The organism is Achromobacter xylosoxidans, assembly GCF_002192695.1.
GTDB lineage: Bacteria > Pseudomonadota > Gammaproteobacteria > Burkholderiales > Burkholderiaceae_B > Achromobacter > Achromobacter xylosoxidans_C.
Map to the genome: position 1 here is coordinate 57,489 of NZ_MTLG01000002.1, position 17,715 is coordinate 75,203.

Genomic DNA, 17,715 nt, shown 5'->3' on the forward strand with positions numbered 1-17,715 from the left:
ATGGGCCACAATCAATAAAACGGATTCCTCACCCACCCCTCAGGCTGTCATGGCACAAATCGTCCTGTTCGAGAACATCCACCCGAGCGCCCGCGCTGTTTTTGAAGCCGCCGGCTACTCCGACATCGTCACGCATGCCGCCGCTCTGCCGGCGTCGCAACTGAGCGACGCCCTGCGCGGCGCTCAGGTGGCGGGGATCCGTTCTCGCACGCACCTGGATGCCGCCCTGTTGTCCGGCAACCCCGACCTGCGCGTCGTGGGCTGCTTCTGCATCGGCACCAACCAGGTCGACCTGGACGCGGCCATGCAGCGCGGCATTCCGGTGTTCAACGCGCCGTTCTCGAACACCCGCTCGGTGGCCGAACTGGTGCTGGGCGAAGCCATCCTGCTGCTGCGCCGCATTCCCGAAAAGAACGCACGCGTGCACCTGGGCCACTGGGACAAGAGCGCCGCGGGCGCATTCGAAACCCGCGGCAAGACGCTGGGCATCGTGGGCTACGGCAACATCGGCTCGCAGATCAGCACGCTGGCCGAAGGCCTGGGCATGCGCGTCGTCTATCACGACGTCGAAGCCAAGCTGCCGCTGGGCAACGCCCGGCCCGCCGCCACGCTCAACGAGCTGCTGGAGCAGGCCGACGTGGTGACCCTGCACGTGCCGGGCGGCAAGACCACCGAAAAGATCATGAATGCGGAAACCATCGGACGCATGCGCCGTGGCGCCATCCTGATCAACGCCTCGCGCGGCACGGTGGTGGATATCGACGCGCTGCACGCGGCGCTGAAATCCGGCCATCTGGCCGGCGCCGCGCTGGACGTCTTCCCGACCGAGCCCAAGGGCGCGGACGAGCCCCTGGCCAGCCCGCTGATCGGCCTGCCCAACGTGATCCTGACCCCGCACATCGGCGGCAGCACGCAGGAATCGCAAGAGAACATCGGCCGCGAAGTGGCCGAGAAGCTGGTGCGCTTCCTGCAGGCCGGCACCACCAAGGGCGCGGTCAACTTCCCCGAACTGCCGTATCTGGAACCGGCCGGCGGCACGCGCATCCTGCACGTGCACCGCAACGCTCCAGGCGCGCTGGGCACGCTGGACAACCTGATGGCGCAGCACGGCCTGAACATCGTCAGCCAGACCCTGCAGACCCGCGGCCAGATCGGCTACGTGATCACCGACGTGGAAGGCGAAGTCAACGACGTCGTCATGACCACCTTACGCGACCATCCCATTACGGTCCGCTGCGACCGGCTGTAAGTTCGCCGAGATGGAAGGAGAGGGCCCGCGCAAGCGGGCCTTCTTGCTGCCGCGCTCCAACAGCAGTCCAGCTCCCCACGCGTATCGGCATTGCGCAATGCGGCAGACTTCAGTTATAAACGATAACCATTCCCACTCTTACCAAATGGGGCGCACATCTCGCGCCTGGGTTGCCCGATGTCCGCCGCCGATCTCCCCGTGCAGCAAGACCTGCACGCTCTATACAGCGATCATCACGGCTGGCTGCTGGGATGGCTGCGCCGCAGGTTGGGCAACGCCGCTGACGCCGCCGACCTGGCGCACGACGCCTTCCTGCGTCTGATCGTCCGGCCGGCGCCCGACGGGTTTGCCAGTGCGGGCGCCGCTCGCGCCTATCTGCGCACCATGGCGCAAGGCTTATGCACCGATCTCTGGCGGCGGCGGGAAGTGGAACACGCCTGGCTGGAAAGCCTTGCTGCGCAGCCCATGTCCTATGCGCCGTCTCCGGAGCACCAGTCGCTGGTCATCGAAACCCTGATGGAAGTCGGCGAATGGCTGGGGCGCCTGCCGGAAAAGGTGCGCACAGCCTTCATCCAGGCCCAGATACATGGGCTTTCCACCCGCGAGATCGCTGACCACATGGGCGTGTCCATGCGCATGGTGCAGAAGTACCTGGCTCAGGCCATGCTGCATCTCGCGCTGATCGACGCCGGGCTGGCTTCGTCCGGTATCCACAGGCCCTGACCATGCCTGCGCCGCCCCGGCCGGTCCTCGCGGACGGCCCCCTCCCCGCACAAGCAGATTATGAAAGCCTGAAAGCGGCGGCCGAGTGGTATGCGGTTTTGCAGGATGCCGAAGCCGGCTCCCGGCAGCACGCCGCCTGGCAATCCTGGCTGGATGCGCGGCCGGAACACCACCGCGCCTGGGCGCATGTCATGGCGGTCAGCCGGCGCTTTGCGCCGCTGCGCAACGACGGCGAGCGCGAAGCCGCGGAGAAAGCAGTACAGGTCGCCTCCCGCCGTACGCCCTCGCGCCGCCGGGCCGTTGGCCACGTCCTGGCGCTGGGCGGCGTGGGGATCCTGGCTTGGCTCGCCTGGCGGCGCACGCCTTTGCCTGCCATCGTGGCCGCTTGGCGCTCTGACTATGCCACCGGGGTCGGCGAACAACGCAACATCGTCCTGGCCGACGACACCCGCGTCTGGCTCAATACCCGCAGCGCGATCAATGTCGATTTCAACCAGGATCACCGTCTGTTGACGCTGGCCGACGGCGAAATCCTTGTCGAAACCGGCCACGATACGCAGCGACGGCCGTTCTTCGTCGATACCCGCTTTGGCCGCGTACAGGCATTGGGCACCCGTTTCACGGTGAGGCAGACGGACGACGATGTCCTGTTGGCGGTCTATGACGGACAGGTGGGCATCCAGAATCTGGCCAGCCGCAATGCGCTCGTCCGGGCCGGAGAGCAAAGGCGCTACACCGCGGACGATATTTCCGCGGCGGCTCCGGCCGATCCCGCGCGCGAAGCCTGGTCGCGCGGCGTGATCCTGGCGGAGAACCTGTCGCTCGCCGATCTCATCGCGGAACTGGGCCGCTATCACCTCGGGCATGTCGGCGTCGATCCCCGCATCGCCGGCCTGCGCGTGGTCGGCCGCTATCCGGCCAATGATTTGGAGCGCACCCTGGCCATGGTCGCGCGGGACCTGCCAATACGCATCCAGCGCACGCTGCCCTGGTGGGTAACGCTAGCGCCCCGGTGAGCACGCCCCCCGGAAAATTTTCACAGCGCGGTTCGCTTTTCTCGTGTTCGTTCGATCAACAAGGAAAGAGGACCCCGCCGGCCTTTGCCACACCCCTGCGGCAATACCGGTCAGTGACGGCCGGCTGACGCCCATGTCCGTAAGCGGTGGACCTCTCCTTGCCCAACTCCATTCCAAGGAAAGCCGTTCCATGCGCCGCCTGCCGCCACCTGCCCACCCCGTATCGTCCACTTCCCGGTTGCTGCGCCCTGCCGCCGTGGCGCGCAAGGCCTTGCTGGGAGCGATCCTGGTGGCAGGCGCCAGCACGGTCCACGCGCAAGCCGCCGGACCCGCCGCCGCAAGCACCTCGGTCCGCGCCTACGACGTCCCCCCTGGCCCTCTGGCGGGCGCATTGAGCCGCTACGCCGATCAGGCCAATATTCTTCTCAGCGTGCCCGCAGCCATGACTGCGGGCAAGACCAGTCCCGGGGTACGCGGCACCCATACGGTCGATGGCGCATTCCGGCTGCTGCTCAACGGCACCGGCCTGGAAGCCGTGCGCCAAGCTGACGGCGGCTACTCGCTACGGCCAGCACCCGTATCCGCCGAAACCACACTGCCCGCCGTGTTGGTGACCGGCTCCGCCACTGCGGCGTACAACGAGCCATACCCGGGCGGCGAGGTCGCGCGCGGCGCCAAGATCGGCCTGCTCGGCGACAGGGATTTTCTCGATACGCCCTTCAGCGTGACCTCATACACGTCCAAGCTGATCGAAGACCAACAGGCACAGAACATCGGCGACGTACTGCTCAACGATCCCTCGGTGCGCAATACCTACTCGCGCGGCGCGGGCCGAGACGAATTCAATGTCCGGGGCTTCACGCTGTTCAACTATGACGTCGCCTATAACGGCCTCTATGGCATTTCTCCCCGCAACTCCACGTCCCTCATAGGAATCGAGCGCGTCGAGGTGCTGCGCGGTCCGAACGCGCTGCTCAACGGCATGGCGCCGTACGGCTCGGTGGGCGGCTCGATCAACCTGGTGCCCAAGCGCGCCGACGCCGAGCCCCTGAACCGCGTGACGCTGTCCTATCTCGAGAACAGCCAATTCGGCCTGCAGGCGGACATCGCCCGCCGTTTCGGCGAGGACCAGCGCACCGGCGTGCGCCTGAACATGCTGCGCAGCGGCGGCGACATGAACATCGCCGGCGCTGGCGAGGACATGGGCGCGCTCTCTCTCGGCCTGGACTACCGCGGCAACCGCTTCCGCATCGAAGGCGACATCAACTACCAGAACCGCGTGACCGACGCGCGCAGCGGCCTGCTATTCCCGCCCCCCTCGGGCGAGGACATCGGCCATGCACCGGACCCGAAGCGCAATTTCTTCCCCGACTGGACCTACTGGAAAGCCAAGGAGTGGACCGGCGACGTGCGCGCCGAGTACGACCTGTCCGACGACTGGACGGTGTACGGCGCCTTGGGCGCGCGCAAGCACGACTTCGAAAGCCTGCAGACCACCTGGCTGATGCTCGACTCGGCCGGCATGATAGGCTCCGTACCCGCCCGCCTGAACGAAAGGCTGCTGAGCAAGACCGGCGAGGTCGGCATCCGCGGCCGCTTCAATACCGGCCCGATCAAGCATGAACCGGTGCTGTCGGCCAGCTTCCTCGATATCGATTACTCGTCGGCGCGGGTGCGCTCCACCACCACGGTTTTCTCCGACCTGTACGACCCGGCGGATCTGGCCAAGCCGAACATCCCCAAGCCCAACGATCTGGGCAAGACCAGCGAGACACGGTTGTACAGCGTTGCACTGGCCGACACGCTTTCGGCGATGGACGGCGCGGTGCAGCTGACCGGCGGCTTGCGCCAGCAACGCGTGCAATCGGTGAACTACAACCCCGCGACCGGCGAGCGCGTATCGGACTACGGCAAATCCGCACTCACCCCGGCGTTCGCGCTGACGGTGAGGCCGACCACGCAACTGGCGCTGTACGGCAACTACATCGAGGGCCTGAGCCAGGGCGGCACGGCGCCGGCCGAGGCCGTGAACGCAGGCGAGACCTTCAAGCCCGGCGTCTCAAAGCAATATGAAGTCGGCGCCAAGTACGACTTCGGCACCGTCGCAACCACCTTGAGCGCGTTCCAGATCGAGCAGCCCAGCGCTTACCTGGACCCGGTTACCTTGCGCTACCAGGCATCCGGCAGGCAGCGCAATCGCGGCGTGGAATTCCTGATTCAGGGCGAGCCGGCACGCCACGTCCGGCTCTTGGGCGGCGTGGCCTACACCGCTGGCGTCCTGACCAAGACGGAAGGCGGCGTCAACGACGGCCACGTCGCGCCTGCCGTGCCGCGCTGGCAGTTCAACGCCTCGGCGGAATGGGATACGCCTTTCGCGCAAGGCCTGACCCTGATGGCGCGCGTGCTGCGCACCAGCACCCAGTATGTCGATGCGGCGAACACACAGCAGCTGCCCGCCTGGACCCGCTTCGACGTGGGCGCGCGCTACGCGATGAATATCAACCGTACGCCGGTCACCTTGCGGGCGACGGTGGAGAACGTGTTCAACAAGCACTACTGGCTGTCGGCCGCGCGTGAAGGCCTGACGGTAGCCGCGCCACGCACGCTGCTGCTGTCCGTCACCGCGGAGTTCTGATGCGGCTGCTTGCAGGGAGCGCATCGCCCGCGCGGGCGGTGCGCAGCAAGACCTGGTATCTAGTCCACAAATGGACCAGCCTGGCCTGTACCCTCTTCATGCTGGTGGTCTGCGTCTCCGGCCTGCCCTTGATCTTCCACGACGAAATCGTGGAGTGGCTGGACGCTCCGCCGCCCTGGCCCAGCGTCGCGCCAGACCCGTCCGCGCCCGCTCTCGACGGCCTGATCGCGCAGGCTCTCCACCATCATCCGGCGCATCGCATCGTCGAGGTCGAAGTGGCCGCCCGCTCGCCCCGCGTCATCCTGGCGCTGGCCCCTGGCGACCAGGCTCCGTCCGGAACATCCTCGATCCAGCTGCACTACGACGCTCGCAACGGCTTGCTGCAGCAGTCGCTGGATAGCGCCAACGAAGGCCTGGGCACGCGCGCCATGACCATCATGACGCGCTTGCACATTGATCTCTACGCGCTCCTTCCCGGCCAGCTATTTTTGGGATTCATGGCCCTGCTCTTCGCGGTGGCGGTGATATCCGGCGCCGTCCTCTATCACCCCTACATGAAGAAAACCCCGTTTGGCACCGTCCGCGCCACGCGCGCCAAGCGCTTGAAGTGGCTGGACCTGCACAACCTCCTGGGAATCGTCACCTTGGTCTGGGCGCTGATGATGGGCGTCACTGGCGCCATCCACGAACTGGCCGTGCCACTCTTCCGATACTGGCTGTCCCACGACGTCCAGGCCGCGGTGGCGACGGCCGACGGCCATCCGACCGCCGACCCGTCGCAACTGGCCTCGACGCAACAGGCTTACGCCACCGCGCGGGCTGCCGTCCCTGGCCGTGTGGTGGAGTCCCTGCGCTTCCCGGACGCGGGCCTGGGCCTGCCCCACCACTACCTGCTGTGGGCCAAGGGTGAAACGCCGCTGGCCGCCGAGCTCTTCGACGGTGTCCTGGTGGACGCGCGGACGGGCCGCTTGACCGCGGTACTCGAAATGCCCTGGTACCTGCGCGTACTGCAATTTTCGCGGCCGCTGCACTATGGCGACACCGCCGGCCTGCCGCTGAAGTTGATCTGGGCCGCGTTGGACCTGATCACGATAGTGGTCCTGGGCAGCGGCCTCTACCTGTGGCGCAAGCGCAAGAACTAGCGAAGCAGACGATGCGAGCCATCGGCGGATGGCGCCGCGCGGACCAGGCATTCTGCCATCTTGCCCCTCACGCTTGCCGCGTCGAACGGCAGCCGCCCGATGATGCCGATCTCGCGGTAGAAGGCGGCCTCATCCAGGGACACCAGGCGCAAGCCGTCCAGATCCAGCCCCAACAAGCGCGGCAGCAGCGCCACCCCCAGACCATGCCGCACCATGTTGGCGATGGCCTCGATCTCGTCGAGTTCCACCGCCTCGTGCACCCTGATGCGTTGCTTTTTCAGAAACAGATCCACTCCCCGTCCGCCGAACGAGGCCCGGTCGTAGCGGATGAACGGCTGCGTGGCCAACAGCTCGCGCCAAGGCGCCGGCGCCATCGATTCTGGCATCGCCAGCACCATTTCCTCGCGCAGCAGCGGCTGCCAGCCTAATTCCGGCGGCAAGGCGAACGGCGGCCGGATCAGCAACGCCATGTCCACCTCGCCCGCATCCACCTGACCCAATAGCGACAGCGACACGCCAGGCACGATCCGCACACGCACGTCGGGATAGCCCGCCCGGAACTCTCCCAGCGCCTGCACCAACAGATCCTGCTGCACCGAGGCGATCGCGCCGATGCGCAGCGATCCACTGACATGCCCCGCGCCGGCCGTGGCCGCCATGCGCTCAGCCATCGCCACCAGTTCCTCCGCCTGCGGCAGCATTTCGCGCCCATGGATGTTCAGCACGGCCGCGCGGGCGCTGCGGTCGAACAGCGCCACGCCCAGGTATTCCTCCAGGCGCTTGATCTGGGCGCTGACGGCCGACTGGGTCAGCCCCAATTGAGCGCCGGCGCCAGTGAAGGTGCCGTCCCTCGCCACCGCCAGAAAGGTCTTGAACTCTTTGATCACGATCAATAATTTCGATGCTAAGAAAAGAAAAATATCGTTTTTCAATCAAAAAAACAATACTTAAACTAGGCACTGATGCCAAGCCTGCGCAGTCTTGCGATGGCCCGCAATCTGTTCGATCATTTTTCCTTTGCCTGACCCGGAGCCTTCCATGACCGCTCAAACCAACCTGCCGCCGTTCCACCTCGCCTTCCCGGTCCGCGACCTGGCCGAAGCCCGCGCCTTCTATGGCGAAAAACTAGGCTGTCCGGAGGGCCGCAGCTCGCCCGAATGGATCGACTTCAACTTCTACGGCCACCAGATCGTCGCCCACCTGGCGCCCAGCGAATGCGGCCACAAGGCCACCAGCGCCGTGGACTCGCACAATGTGCCGGTGCGCCATTTCGGCGCCGTGCTTTCCATGGAACAATGGGAAGCGATGGCGAAGCGTCTGACCGACGCCGGCACCGAATTCGTCATCGAGCCCTACATCCGCTTCAAGGGTGAAGTCGGCGAACAAGCCACCATGTTCTTCCTGGATCCGTCGGGCAACGCGCTGGAATTCAAGGCGTTCAAGAACCTGGATTCCCTGTTCGCCAAGTAATCCGTCTCTACAGGTTTCGTGTCGTTGAACGCAAATTCAGAACCTCCTTCTCCGGCCGAAACCTCGTGGCGCATCCTGCCCCAGGGTGACCGCTGCCTGATCGTTTCCTTTGGCGACCAGATCGACGCGGGCGTGGGCAGAACCTGTCTGGCCGCGGCCGGCAAGCTGCGCGATGCGCGGCTTCCCGGCGTGACCGACGTGGTGCCGTCGTTCGTCGCGGTGGCGGTGCACTACCGTCCCGGCGCCAGCGGCGGCCCCACTTACCCGCAACTGGCCGAACGCATCGGCCAACTGCTGTCCGAAGGCATCGCCGCGGACGCTCTGGGCGGACGCGAGATCGACATCCCGGTCTGCTACGGCGGCGAACACGGTCCCGACCTGGCCGAGGTGGCCGAGGCCGCCGGCCTCACGCCCGAAGGCGTCATCGCACTGCACAGCCAGCCCCGCAGCATGGTCTTCATGCTGGGCTTCGCGCCCGGGCATGCCTATCTAGGCGTGCACGACGAGAAACTGAATATCCCCCGCCGCGCCTCGCCGCGCACCGCGGTGCCGTCCGGCGCCGTGGCGGTGGCCAACCGGCAGACCGTGATCTACCCGAACCGCCTGCCGGGCGGCTGGAACATCATCGGCGCCACGCCGCTCACCATGTTCGACCCGGCCCGCGACCCCGCCGCCCTGCTGCAACCCGGCGACTCGGTCCGCTTCGTGCCCATCGGGCCCGAGGAATTCGACCGCATCAGGGGAACCCAGGCATGAGCGTCGCCGTGATCAAGCCCGGCATGCTGTCCAGCTTCCAGGACCGCGGCCGCGAGGGCTACCAGCACCAGGGCATCCCGGCCGCCGGCGCCATGGACGAGCGCGCGCACCGGCTGGCCAACGCGCTGGCCGGCAACCAGGACGAACACGCCACGCTGGAAATGACCCTGACGGGCCCGACCCTGCGCTTCGACGCGGCGGCCTGTTTCGCGCTGGCCGGCGCCGACCTGGGCGCCACGCTCAACGGCCAGGACATCCCGGTCCACCGCCCCCTGGTGGCGCGGGCCGGCGACACCCTGGCCTTCGGCGCCAGGCCGGCCGTGGGCGTGCGCGGCTATCTCGCGGTGCACGGCGGTTTCGCGTTGCCGCGCGTCATGGGCAGCGAAAGCACTTACCTGCGCAGCGGCTTCGGCGGCTTCCAGGGGCGCGCGCTGGCCAAGGGCGACCAGGTGCCGCTGCATGCGCCTCTGGCCGCCGGCCGCGACCTGGACGCCTTGCAGGAAGCGTTGTGGAACCAGCGCGTCTACCTGCCGGCGGCGCTGGGCGCCAAGCGCCGCGAATTCATCCGTTTCCTGCCCGGCAGGCACTGGGAAGAATTCTCCGAAACCACCCGCCAGGCCTTCTGCGGCGACGCCGAATTCCGCATCAGCCCGCAGTCCGACCGCATGGGCTACCGCTTGCTGGGCCCGACGCTGTCCATGAGCCAGCCGCGCCAGATGTTGTCGGAAGCCGCCAGCTTCGGCACGGTGCAGGTGCCCTCGGGCGGCGAGGCCATCATCCTCATGGCCGACCGGCAGACCACCGGCGGCTACCCCAAGATCGCGCAGATCGCCACGGTGGACCTGCCCGTCCTGGCGCAGTGCGCGCCAGGCCAGACGCTGCGCTTCCAGCTGATCGAACTGGCAGAAGCGCAACGTCTGGACGGCGAACGCGAACGCGCCTTCACGCAATTGCAGGACGCGCTGGCGCCGTTGCGCGCGCTCCTGGCCTAGAAAGGAATTTGCCATGACCACCCGCATCGACATGAACTGTGACATGGGCGAAAGCTATGGCGCCTGGACCATGGGCAACGACGCGGCGGTGCTGCAGTTCGTCAGCTCCGCCAATATCGCCTGTGGCTTCCATGGCGGCGACCCGGCCACCATGCGCAAGACCGTGGCGGCCGCGCTGGCGCGCGGCGTGGCGCTGGGCGCGCACCCCAGCCTGCAGGACCTGGCCGGGTTCGGACGCCGCGTCATCCAGATCAGTCCCGACGAAGCCTACGACATCGTGGTCTACCAGATCGGCGCGCTGGCCGGCGTGGCCGCCTCCCAAGGCGCGCGGCTGCACCACGTGAAGGCGCACGGCGCGCTCTACAACATGGCCGCCAAAGACGAAGGACTGGCGCGCGCGATCTGCCAGGCCGTCAAGGACGTGGACGCCTCGCTGATCCTGTACGGGCTGGCGGGCAGCAAGCTGATCGACGCGGCCCGCGCCATCGGCCTGGCCGCCGCCAACGAAGTCTTTGCCGACCGCTCCTACCAGGACGACGGCTCGCTCACGCCGCGCAACCGCGCGGGCGCAATGATCGAAGACCTGGATCAGGCGGTGGCGCAGGTGGTGCGCATGGTGCGCGAAGGCAAGGTCCGCTCGGTCGACGGCAAGGACGTGCCGGTGCAGGCGGACACGCTCTGCATCCATGGCGACCAGCCCAACGCGCTGATTTTCGCCGACGGCATCCGCAAGGCGCTGGAACAGGCGGGCATCGAAGTCCGCACGCCCCCGAGGGCTTAGGCGCGGCCGGCTTTAGGCGCGGCCGGCTTAGGCGCGGCCGTAACGCTGCACCGGTTCTTCCCCGTCCTGCAGCGAGGCGTAGCGATACGCTTCCACCACGCTGGGCAGCACATCCGCCAGATAGCTGCGCGTCAGATTGGCCGCGCGCTCGACATCGCGGCCGGCCAAGGCCTCGATGACGCCGCTGGTGCAGGCCTGGATGCCGCTGAACGGCAGCGCCTGCCTGGCCAGCAGGTAGCGCAGCGGTTCGATCTGCTCGTAAAGCTTGCTGAGCATGTCGGCAAGCGGGGTATTACCCGTGCTGCGGGCCGCGGCCAGGTAGAACGCGCAGGCCGAGGCAATGGCGGCGCGTCCATCGCCCGAGGCCAGCGCGGCCCCGATGGCGGCATCATGGACGCGCAGTTCGGCCAGCAGCGGCGCCTGATCGGCCGCCTCTGCCGCCTGGCGGATGCAATAGGCCTCGAGTTCAGCGCGCAACTGGTAAAGATGGCGGATCTGCGCCTCGGTGTAGAGCGTGACCCTGAAGCCCTTGCGCTGAATATGGGTGACCAGGCCGCTCAGCTCCAGCAGGCGCAGCGCTTCGCGGATCGGGCTGCGGCTGGTGCCGAAACGCTGCTCCAGTTCTTGTTCGCGCAGGGGCTGGCCCGGCCGGATGGAGCCGTCCACGATCAATTCACGAATCTGTTCCTGCAGGAAATACGGAATCGTGGCGGGCGCTTTGACGTCCAATCGGCTCCCCTTGTACTGCGCAATGCATGGTATGAGACTTCGTGAAGATACTAGAAATCTCTTGAAACACAAATAAGAAAATTGTTGCAGGGCGTCCTGCCGCCCCGCCTCAGTCCCAGTCGTCCCGGTACACGAACTTCGGCATCTGCCAATTGAAGCGCAGGGCCAACAGGCGCACCGCCAGGCCCGCGGCCAGCGCGATCGGCACCGCGGCGTTGGCGGACAAGCCCAGAGCCTGCGAGCCCAGGTACAGTCCGCCGGTCACGAAGGACACGCTGGCATAGAGTTCCTTGCGGAACAGCAGCGGCACCTCGTTGCACAGCACGTCGCGCAAGACCCCGCCGGCGCAGCCGGTGATCATGCCGCTGATCAGCACCACCGTGATAGGCAACTGCATCAGCTGCGCCACCTGGCAGCCGATGACCGTGAACGCCACCAGGCCCAGCGCATCGGCCAGCAGGAACACGCTGCGCAGGCGCCGCATGACCGGCGCGATCAGGGCGGTGACGATCGCGGCGCCCGCGGTCATCCAGAGATACTCGGGATGGACCACCCAGGTCAGGGGGTAATGCCCCAGCAGCACGTCGCGCAGCGAGCCGCCGCCCAGCGCCGTCACGCAGGCAATGATGCAGACGCCCATCCAGTCCATGTCGCGCCTGCCGGCCGAAAGCGCCGCAGTCATCGCTTCCGCCACGATGGCGACGAGATACAACGTGTGCAGCAAGGCGGGAGACAGATCCGGAAACATGGGCAGGCAGGAAGTTGGACTGGCCCCATTGTATTAAGCCGGCGGCGCGGCGGGCGGCCATTGCCTGCGCGCCCGCCATCCCTTACGCTCGACTTTGCGTTGATATCTATCAAGTCCCCCTCCGCGCAGCCGCGGGACAATGGGGATAAGGCCCGCGAGGGCGGAACGGCTGGAACGCACGCATGCGGGAGTCGGCGGTCCAGCCACAACCGGGAGAGAACGTATGACACAGCAAACTGGCCCCATCCTGCTCGCCACCGACCTGAGCGCGCGCGGCGACCGCGCCCTGGACCGCGCGCTGCAACTGGCCAAGGAACTCGGCACCAAGCTCATCGTCCTGCATGTCATGGAGTCCCATGCCACGCCGGCCCGCCTGACCACGCCCGTGTGGCGGCGCCTGTCGACGGACCACAAGGCCCTGGCCGAGCGCGAGCTGGCCGACGACCTGGCCGCCGCCGACGTGCCCACCGAAGTGGTCGTGGTCAGCGGCGATCCGCTGGTCCGCATCATGGAAACCGCCGACAGCTATGGCTGCTCGCTGATCGTCACCGGCACCGCGCGCGATGAAACACTGGGCCGCCTGCTGCTGGGCACCACGGTCGAAAAGCTGGCGCGCCAGGCACGCCAGCCGGTGCTGGTGGTCAAGACCCGTCCGCGCCGTCCGTACCGCGACGTGCTGGTCGCCACCGACTTCTCCGCCGGCTCGCGCCAGGCGCTGCGTGCCGCGCTGCAACTGGTGCCGAACGCAGCCCTGACGCTGTTCCACTCCTATGACGTCCCCTTCCAGGGCAAGAACGTGCCGGACGACGCCATTACCCGCAGCTTCTACAAGGCTGCCGAGCAGAGCGCCCGCGAGTTCATCGCCGAAACCCCCGAACTGGCCCAGGTCGCCGCCCCCACGGTGGTGCTGGAAAGCGGCCAACCGGAAACCGTGCTGTCGGAATACTCGTTCAACCACCGCTCCGACCTGGTCGTGACCGGCACCCACGGCCGCACCGGCATCCTGCGCACCGCCATCGGCAGCGTGGCCGAACGGCTGCTGGAGTCCCTGCCCAGCGACGTGCTGATCGTCAGGCTGCTTGGCGACGAATAAGCCCATCCGGCAATGAAAAACGGCGCCTCGGCGCCGTTTTTTTTGCGGTGCTCTCCGAGCCGCCTGGCTGGCGCCGGATTCGGCCCTAGGCTTGTTCGCCCTGCTTCTCCATGGTTTCTATCGTGCCGCGCAGTAGGTGCAGCAGCACCAGGCCGGGCAGCGCAATCACCACGGTCAGCAGGAAGAAGCCAGGCCAGCCCATGGCTTGCACCAGCGGCGGCGTGAGCGGACCGGCCAGATAGGTGCGGCCCACGGCCGACAGCGCCGACAGCAGCGCGAACTGGGTCGCGGAAAAGCGCTGGCGGCACAGGGCCATCAACAGGCCGACGAAGGACGCCGTGCCCAGCCCGCCGCACAGGTTCTCGATGCCCACGCCCGCGGCCATCAGCCAGAGGTTCTTGGGGCTGATGGCGATCAGCCAGTACGCCAGGTTCGACACGGCCTGCAGCAGCCCGAACGCCATCAGCGAGCGGTACAGGCCCCAGCGCGACATGAGCGATCCGCCGGCCAGCGCGCCGATGATGGTGGCGGCCAGTCCCAGCACCTTGTTCACCGTGCCCACTTCCGTCGGCGTGAAGCCCGCGCCGCGGATCAGGAAGGTGGTGGACAGGGCGCCCGCGAACGCGTCGCCCAGCTTGTACAGCACGATCAGCAGCAGCACGGCCAGCGCCCCGCGCCGCGTGAAGAACTCGCGCAGCGGCTCGCCCACGGCCTCGCGCAGCGTGCGCGGCGGGCGGGCGACGTGCTCGGGCTCGGGCGCCCAGAACGTGGCCAGCGCACACAGCAGCATCAGCCCGCCCATCAGCACATAGGTGCTGCCCCAGCCTATCCACTGGTCCGCCAGGATCAGCGCCAGCCCGCCCGACACGATCATGGCCAGCCGGTAGCCCATGACCTTGATGGCCGCGCCCGCGCCGCGCTCGTCCTTGCGCAGCACGTCCGTGCAATAGGCGTCGAAGGCGATGTCCTGCGTGGCCGACAGAAACGCCACCAGCACGGCCAGCAGGGCCAGGGTCTGCAAGGCGGACGAAGGCGACAGCGCCCCCATTGCCATGATGGCCACGGCCAGCAGCAACTGCGTCAGCAGCATCCAGCCGCGCCGCCGCCCCAGCAAGGGCGGCGCATAGCGGTCCACCAGCGGGGCCCACAGGAACTTGAGGGTGTAGGCGCTGCCCACCAGGGTCAGGAAACCGATCTGCTGCAGCGGCACGTTTTCCACCGTGGCCCAGGCCTGCAAGGTGCCGCTGGTCAGGGCCAACGGCAGTCCGCTGGCAAAGCCCAGGACCAGCAAGGGGGCCACGCGGGGGCTGGTGTAGACGTTGGATGCAGCGGTAATGACGGTCTCCTAAAACAACGCGCCGGCGCGCCGCTGGCGGCTGCAGGCTTGCGGCATTTTAGGGCCTATGCGCCCGCGCCGCAGGCGGCAGGCGTGTCGGAATGTCAGGGAGACGCGAAACGGTACACCGCCAGGGTGCTGCGCCAGCTGGGCAGCAGCTTGACCTCGCGCCCTTCGTTGAAGGTGGCGCGTTCGAGGATGCTGAGGCGCACCTCGCCCGCCAGTTGCTCGAAGTCGCGCAGCGTGCACAGGTGGATGTTCGGCGTGTTGTACCACTGGTAGGGCATCTGGCCCGTGACCGGCATGCGGCCGCGCAGGATGGCCCAGCCATGCGGCCAATAGCCGAAGTTGGGAAACGACACCACGCCAAAGCGCGCCACCCGCGCCATTTCGCGCAGGATATGCTCGGTGCGGTGCATGGATTGCAGGGTCTGCGACAGCACCACGGTATCGAACTGCTTGTCGTCGAACAGCGCCAACCCGTCTTCCAGGTTCTGCTGGATCACTTCGACGCCGCGCCGCACGCAGGCGATGACGCAGTTGTCGTCCAGTTCCACGCCCGCGCCGCGCACCTGCCGGTGGTCGCGCAGATGCGCCAGCAGCGCGCCATCGCCGCAGCCCAGGTCCAGGACGCGGCTGCCGGGCTCGATCCAGCTGGCGATGCGCGCCAGGTCGGGCCGCAGGACGTTGTGCGCGGGTCGGGGAGTCACGGGAGTCATGCGGAACGTCCTTCGGTCTGGGCGGCATCGCCGAGCCCGAGCTCGCGCGCGATGCGTTCGTAATAGCCGCGAACCACGGCATGGTAGCGAGCGTCTTCCAGCAGGAAGGCGTCGTGGCCATGCGGCGCGTCGATCTCGGCGTAGGTCACCGGGCTGGCGTTCTTCAGCAGCGCGCGCACGATTTCGCGCGAGCGTTCCGGCGGGAAGCGCCAGTCGGTCGAGAACGACACCAGCAGGAAATCGGCCTTGGCCGGCGCCAGCGCGCGGGCCAGGTCGCCGCCGGTGGTGCGCGCGGGATCGAAGTAGTCCAGCGCGCGCGTGATCAACAGATAGGTATTGGCGTCGAAATAGCGGGTGAATTTCTCGCCCTGGTAGCGCAGGTACGACTCCACCTCGAACTCGACGTCATAGCCGTAGTGGTAGGCGCCGTTCTCGGCCGGCGCGCGCTGGGCGCGGCCGAACTTCTCGGCCATGTCGTCATCGGACAGGTAGGTGATGTGGCCGAGCATGCGCGCCACCGACAGGCCGCGGCGCGGCACGGTGTCCTGCGCGTAATAGTCGCCGCCGTGGAAATCCGGATCGGTGATGATGGCGCGGCGCGCCACTTCGTTAAAGCCGATGTTCTGCGCCGACAGGCGCGGCGTGCTGGCGATGACCACGCAATTGGCCACGCGGTCCGGCAGCGTGATGGCCCAGCTGAGAGCCTGCATGCCGCCCAGCGATCCGCCCATCACCGCGGCGAAGCGCTCGATGCCGAAGTGGTCCGCGACCCTGGCCTGCGCCCGCACCCAGTCCTCGACGGTCAGCACCGGAAAGGCGGCGCCCCAGGGCTTGCCGGTTTGCGGATTGATGCTGGCCGGGCCCGTCGAGCCGAAGCAGGAGCCCAGGTTGTTGACCCCGATGACGAAGAAGATGTTGGTGTCCACCGCTTTGCCGGGGCCCACCATGTTGTCCCACCAGCCCACGTCGCTGGGGTTGTCCGCCGCCTGGCCGGCCACGTGGTGCGAGGCGTTCAGCGCATGGCAGATCAGGACCGCGTTGCTGCGCTGGGCGTTGAGCGTGCCGTAGGTCTCGACGGCCAGCTCGTAGGCGGCCAGCGACTGGCCGCTCTGCAAAGGCAGCGGCTCATCGAAACGGATGAAGGTGGGAGCGACGAGGCCGACCGAACCGGGATCAACGGCATCGGAAGTCGTGACGGTTGCGGGTACGAACCCGCTGGCCGAATCACCGGCCAAATTCTGGGCAGGAGTGGTCATACGGACCTCTTTAGCTGGATTTATTGGAAGGCGCCCGCAAGCGGATCAGGCAAATCGGCGCCGAAAAATTTTGTACTGCAGCAGGAATTCTAGCACTGCTGAAGCGCGCCGCAACGGCGGGCGGCCTGCCCGCCCCGTCGGCGGCATGCGGCGGGCTTCAGGCGCCGGCCTCCCAGGGTTCCTGACCCAGGTACTCGTAGCGCTCCGTGTTGACGCGCGATATGCGCCATTCCACCGCCTGCCGCTTGTAGGAAAACGCCACGCGGCGGATCTCCAGCAAGGGGCTGCCTTCGGCCACGCCCAGCGCCCGCGCCTGCACGCGCTCGGCCACGCAAGTGCGCAGCCGCTCGTCGGTGGCGATCACGTTCACGCCGAAAACGTCCTGGTACAGCGCGTACAGCGTGCTGGCGCGGTCGCGCAGGTGCGCCTCGGTCATGCCCGGGAAGCACGATTCCGGCAGGCAGATCTCGTCCATCATCACCACGTCGCCATTGAGCGACAGCACATTGAGGAACTCGATCACCATGGCGCCGGCCTCCAGATTCAGCTTCTCGCGCGCGATGGCCGAGGCCCGCACGCGCCGAAAACGCAGCAGCTCGGTCATGGGATAGGACTTGTCGCCGTCCTGGCGCACGATGCGGAAGAACTTGAAGAAATGGTGGTTGCGCGTATGCACGGCCACATAGGTGCCGCGGCCCTGATGGCGCACCAGGATGTTTTCCGCGGCCAGCTCGTCGATGGCCTTGCGCAGGGTGCCGATGGATACGCCGAAGCGTTCCGCCAGCAGCTTCTCCGGCGGAATCGCCTCGCCCTGCTTCCATTCGCCCTGCGCCAGCGCGGCCAGCACGGCCTGCTTGACCTGCGCGTACAGGGGGCTGCCCAAAGGCACGGTCGTGGACAGGCTGGTGTTCATGGGTGCATCGCGAAAATCAGGAACCCACAGTGTAGCGGCGGGGACGGAACCTGCTCAAGTCATACAATTCATATATATGATTTAGTTGACATGCGCGAAACCCGGTCCTAAGATTTCCTGGCCGTAGTGATCCGCGCCCCGCCGCCGCATCCGCCGG

The 17,715-nt window shown here is 67.1% G+C and carries 17 protein-coding genes and 1 riboswitch; of the genes, 10 read left to right on the plus strand and 7 right to left on the minus strand.

The window, feature by feature from the left end:
• Positions 1-49 precede the first annotated feature (49 nt).
• From serA to BRO63_RS00825, 5 genes are all read left to right on the plus strand, one after another.
• On the plus strand, positions 50-1,249 hold the full coding sequence (serA, locus tag BRO63_RS00805) for a phosphoglycerate dehydrogenase (protein WP_088138089.1): 1,200 nt from the start codon (positions 50-52) through the stop codon (positions 1,247-1,249).
• 177 nt (positions 1,250-1,426) lie between these two features.
• On the plus strand, positions 1,427-1,972 hold the full coding sequence (locus tag BRO63_RS00810) for a sigma-70 family RNA polymerase sigma factor (RefSeq protein ID WP_088138090.1): 546 nt from the start codon (positions 1,427-1,429) through the stop codon (positions 1,970-1,972).
• Between the two features lie 2 nt (positions 1,973-1,974).
• On the plus strand, positions 1,975-2,988 hold the full coding sequence (locus BRO63_RS00815) for a FecR domain-containing protein (RefSeq protein ID WP_088138091.1): 1,014 nt from the start codon (positions 1,975-1,977) through the stop codon (positions 2,986-2,988).
• A gap of 190 nt (positions 2,989-3,178) precedes the next feature.
• Positions 3,179-5,623, plus strand: a complete 2,445-nt coding sequence (locus BRO63_RS00820; protein ID WP_088138092.1) for a TonB-dependent receptor — start codon at positions 3,179-3,181, stop codon at positions 5,621-5,623.
• Positions 5,623-6,765: a PepSY-associated TM helix domain-containing protein gene (locus tag BRO63_RS00825; protein ID WP_088138093.1), complete on the plus strand. Its 1,143-nt coding sequence runs from the start codon at positions 5,623-5,625 to the stop codon at positions 6,763-6,765. The genes BRO63_RS00820 and BRO63_RS00825 overlap by 1 nt, the downstream gene beginning before the upstream one ends.
• On the opposite strand, the gene BRO63_RS00830 is transcribed toward BRO63_RS00825, so the two are convergent.
• A complete protein-coding gene (locus BRO63_RS00830) occupies positions 6,762-7,652 on the minus strand; it encodes a LysR substrate-binding domain-containing protein (RefSeq protein WP_179215012.1) in 891 nt (296 codons plus the stop codon). The genes BRO63_RS00825 and BRO63_RS00830 overlap by 4 nt on opposite strands.
• 151 nt (positions 7,653-7,803) lie before the next feature.
• Between BRO63_RS00830 and BRO63_RS00835 the strand changes: the two genes are divergently transcribed.
• From BRO63_RS00835 to BRO63_RS00850, 4 genes are read left to right on the plus strand one after another with little or no spacing between them, the layout of a single operon-like run.
• Complete coding sequence (locus BRO63_RS00835; protein WP_006386852.1) at positions 7,804-8,235, plus strand: VOC family protein; 432 nt, start codon at positions 7,804-7,806, stop codon at positions 8,233-8,235.
• Positions 8,236-8,259: 24 nt separating this feature from the next.
• Positions 8,260-8,991, plus strand: a complete 732-nt coding sequence (pxpB, locus tag BRO63_RS00840) for a 5-oxoprolinase subunit PxpB (protein ID WP_088138095.1) — start codon at positions 8,260-8,262, stop codon at positions 8,989-8,991.
• Complete coding sequence (locus tag BRO63_RS00845) at positions 8,988-9,983, plus strand: 5-oxoprolinase subunit C family protein (RefSeq protein ID WP_088138096.1); 996 nt, start codon at positions 8,988-8,990, stop codon at positions 9,981-9,983. Before pxpB ends, BRO63_RS00845 begins: the two co-directional genes overlap by 4 nt.
• A 13-nt stretch (positions 9,984-9,996) precedes the next feature.
• Positions 9,997-10,764 carry a LamB/YcsF family protein gene (locus tag BRO63_RS00850; RefSeq protein ID WP_088138097.1) on the plus strand — a complete coding sequence of 256 codons (768 nt, stop codon included), beginning with the start codon at positions 9,997-9,999 and terminating at the stop codon, positions 10,762-10,764.
• Between the two features lie 27 nt (positions 10,765-10,791).
• Here the strand turns inward: BRO63_RS00850 and BRO63_RS00855 are convergent, their stop codons facing one another.
• Both BRO63_RS00855 and BRO63_RS00860 read right to left on the minus strand, forming a co-directional pair.
• Entirely contained in the window at positions 10,792-11,493 is a 702-nt protein-coding gene (locus tag BRO63_RS00855) for a GntR family transcriptional regulator (RefSeq protein ID WP_088138098.1), read from the minus strand.
• Between the two features lie 109 nt (positions 11,494-11,602).
• Complete coding sequence (locus tag BRO63_RS00860; protein ID WP_088138099.1) at positions 11,603-12,241, minus strand: trimeric intracellular cation channel family protein; 639 nt, start codon at positions 12,239-12,241, stop codon at positions 11,603-11,605.
• 223 nt (positions 12,242-12,464) lie between these two features.
• Between BRO63_RS00860 and BRO63_RS00865 the strand changes: the two genes are divergently transcribed.
• Entirely contained in the window at positions 12,465-13,334 is an 870-nt protein-coding gene (locus tag BRO63_RS00865) for a universal stress protein (protein WP_088138100.1), read from the plus strand.
• A gap of 85 nt (positions 13,335-13,419) precedes the next feature.
• Here BRO63_RS00865 and BRO63_RS00870 read toward each other — a convergent pair whose 3' ends face one another.
• The 4 genes from BRO63_RS00870 to BRO63_RS00885 form a co-directional block, all read right to left on the minus strand.
• Positions 13,420-14,670, minus strand: a complete 1,251-nt coding sequence (locus tag BRO63_RS00870) for a muropeptide transporter (RefSeq protein WP_088138101.1) — start codon at positions 14,668-14,670, stop codon at positions 13,420-13,422.
• Between the two features lie 104 nt (positions 14,671-14,774).
• A complete protein-coding gene (metW, locus tag BRO63_RS00875; RefSeq protein ID WP_088138102.1) occupies positions 14,775-15,389 on the minus strand; it encodes a methionine biosynthesis protein MetW in 615 nt (204 codons plus the stop codon).
• Entirely contained in the window at positions 15,386-16,645 is a 1,260-nt protein-coding gene (gene metX, locus BRO63_RS00880; protein WP_179215008.1) for a homoserine O-succinyltransferase MetX, read from the minus strand. The genes metW and metX overlap by 4 nt, the downstream gene beginning before the upstream one ends.
• Positions 16,635-16,716, minus strand: a riboswitch (SAM riboswitch). (Overlaps the previous gene by 11 nt.)
• Positions 16,717-16,802: 86 nt before the next feature.
• Complete coding sequence (locus tag BRO63_RS00885; RefSeq protein WP_088138103.1) at positions 16,803-17,558, minus strand: GntR family transcriptional regulator; 756 nt, start codon at positions 17,556-17,558, stop codon at positions 16,803-16,805.
• Positions 17,559-17,715 lie beyond the last annotated feature (157 nt).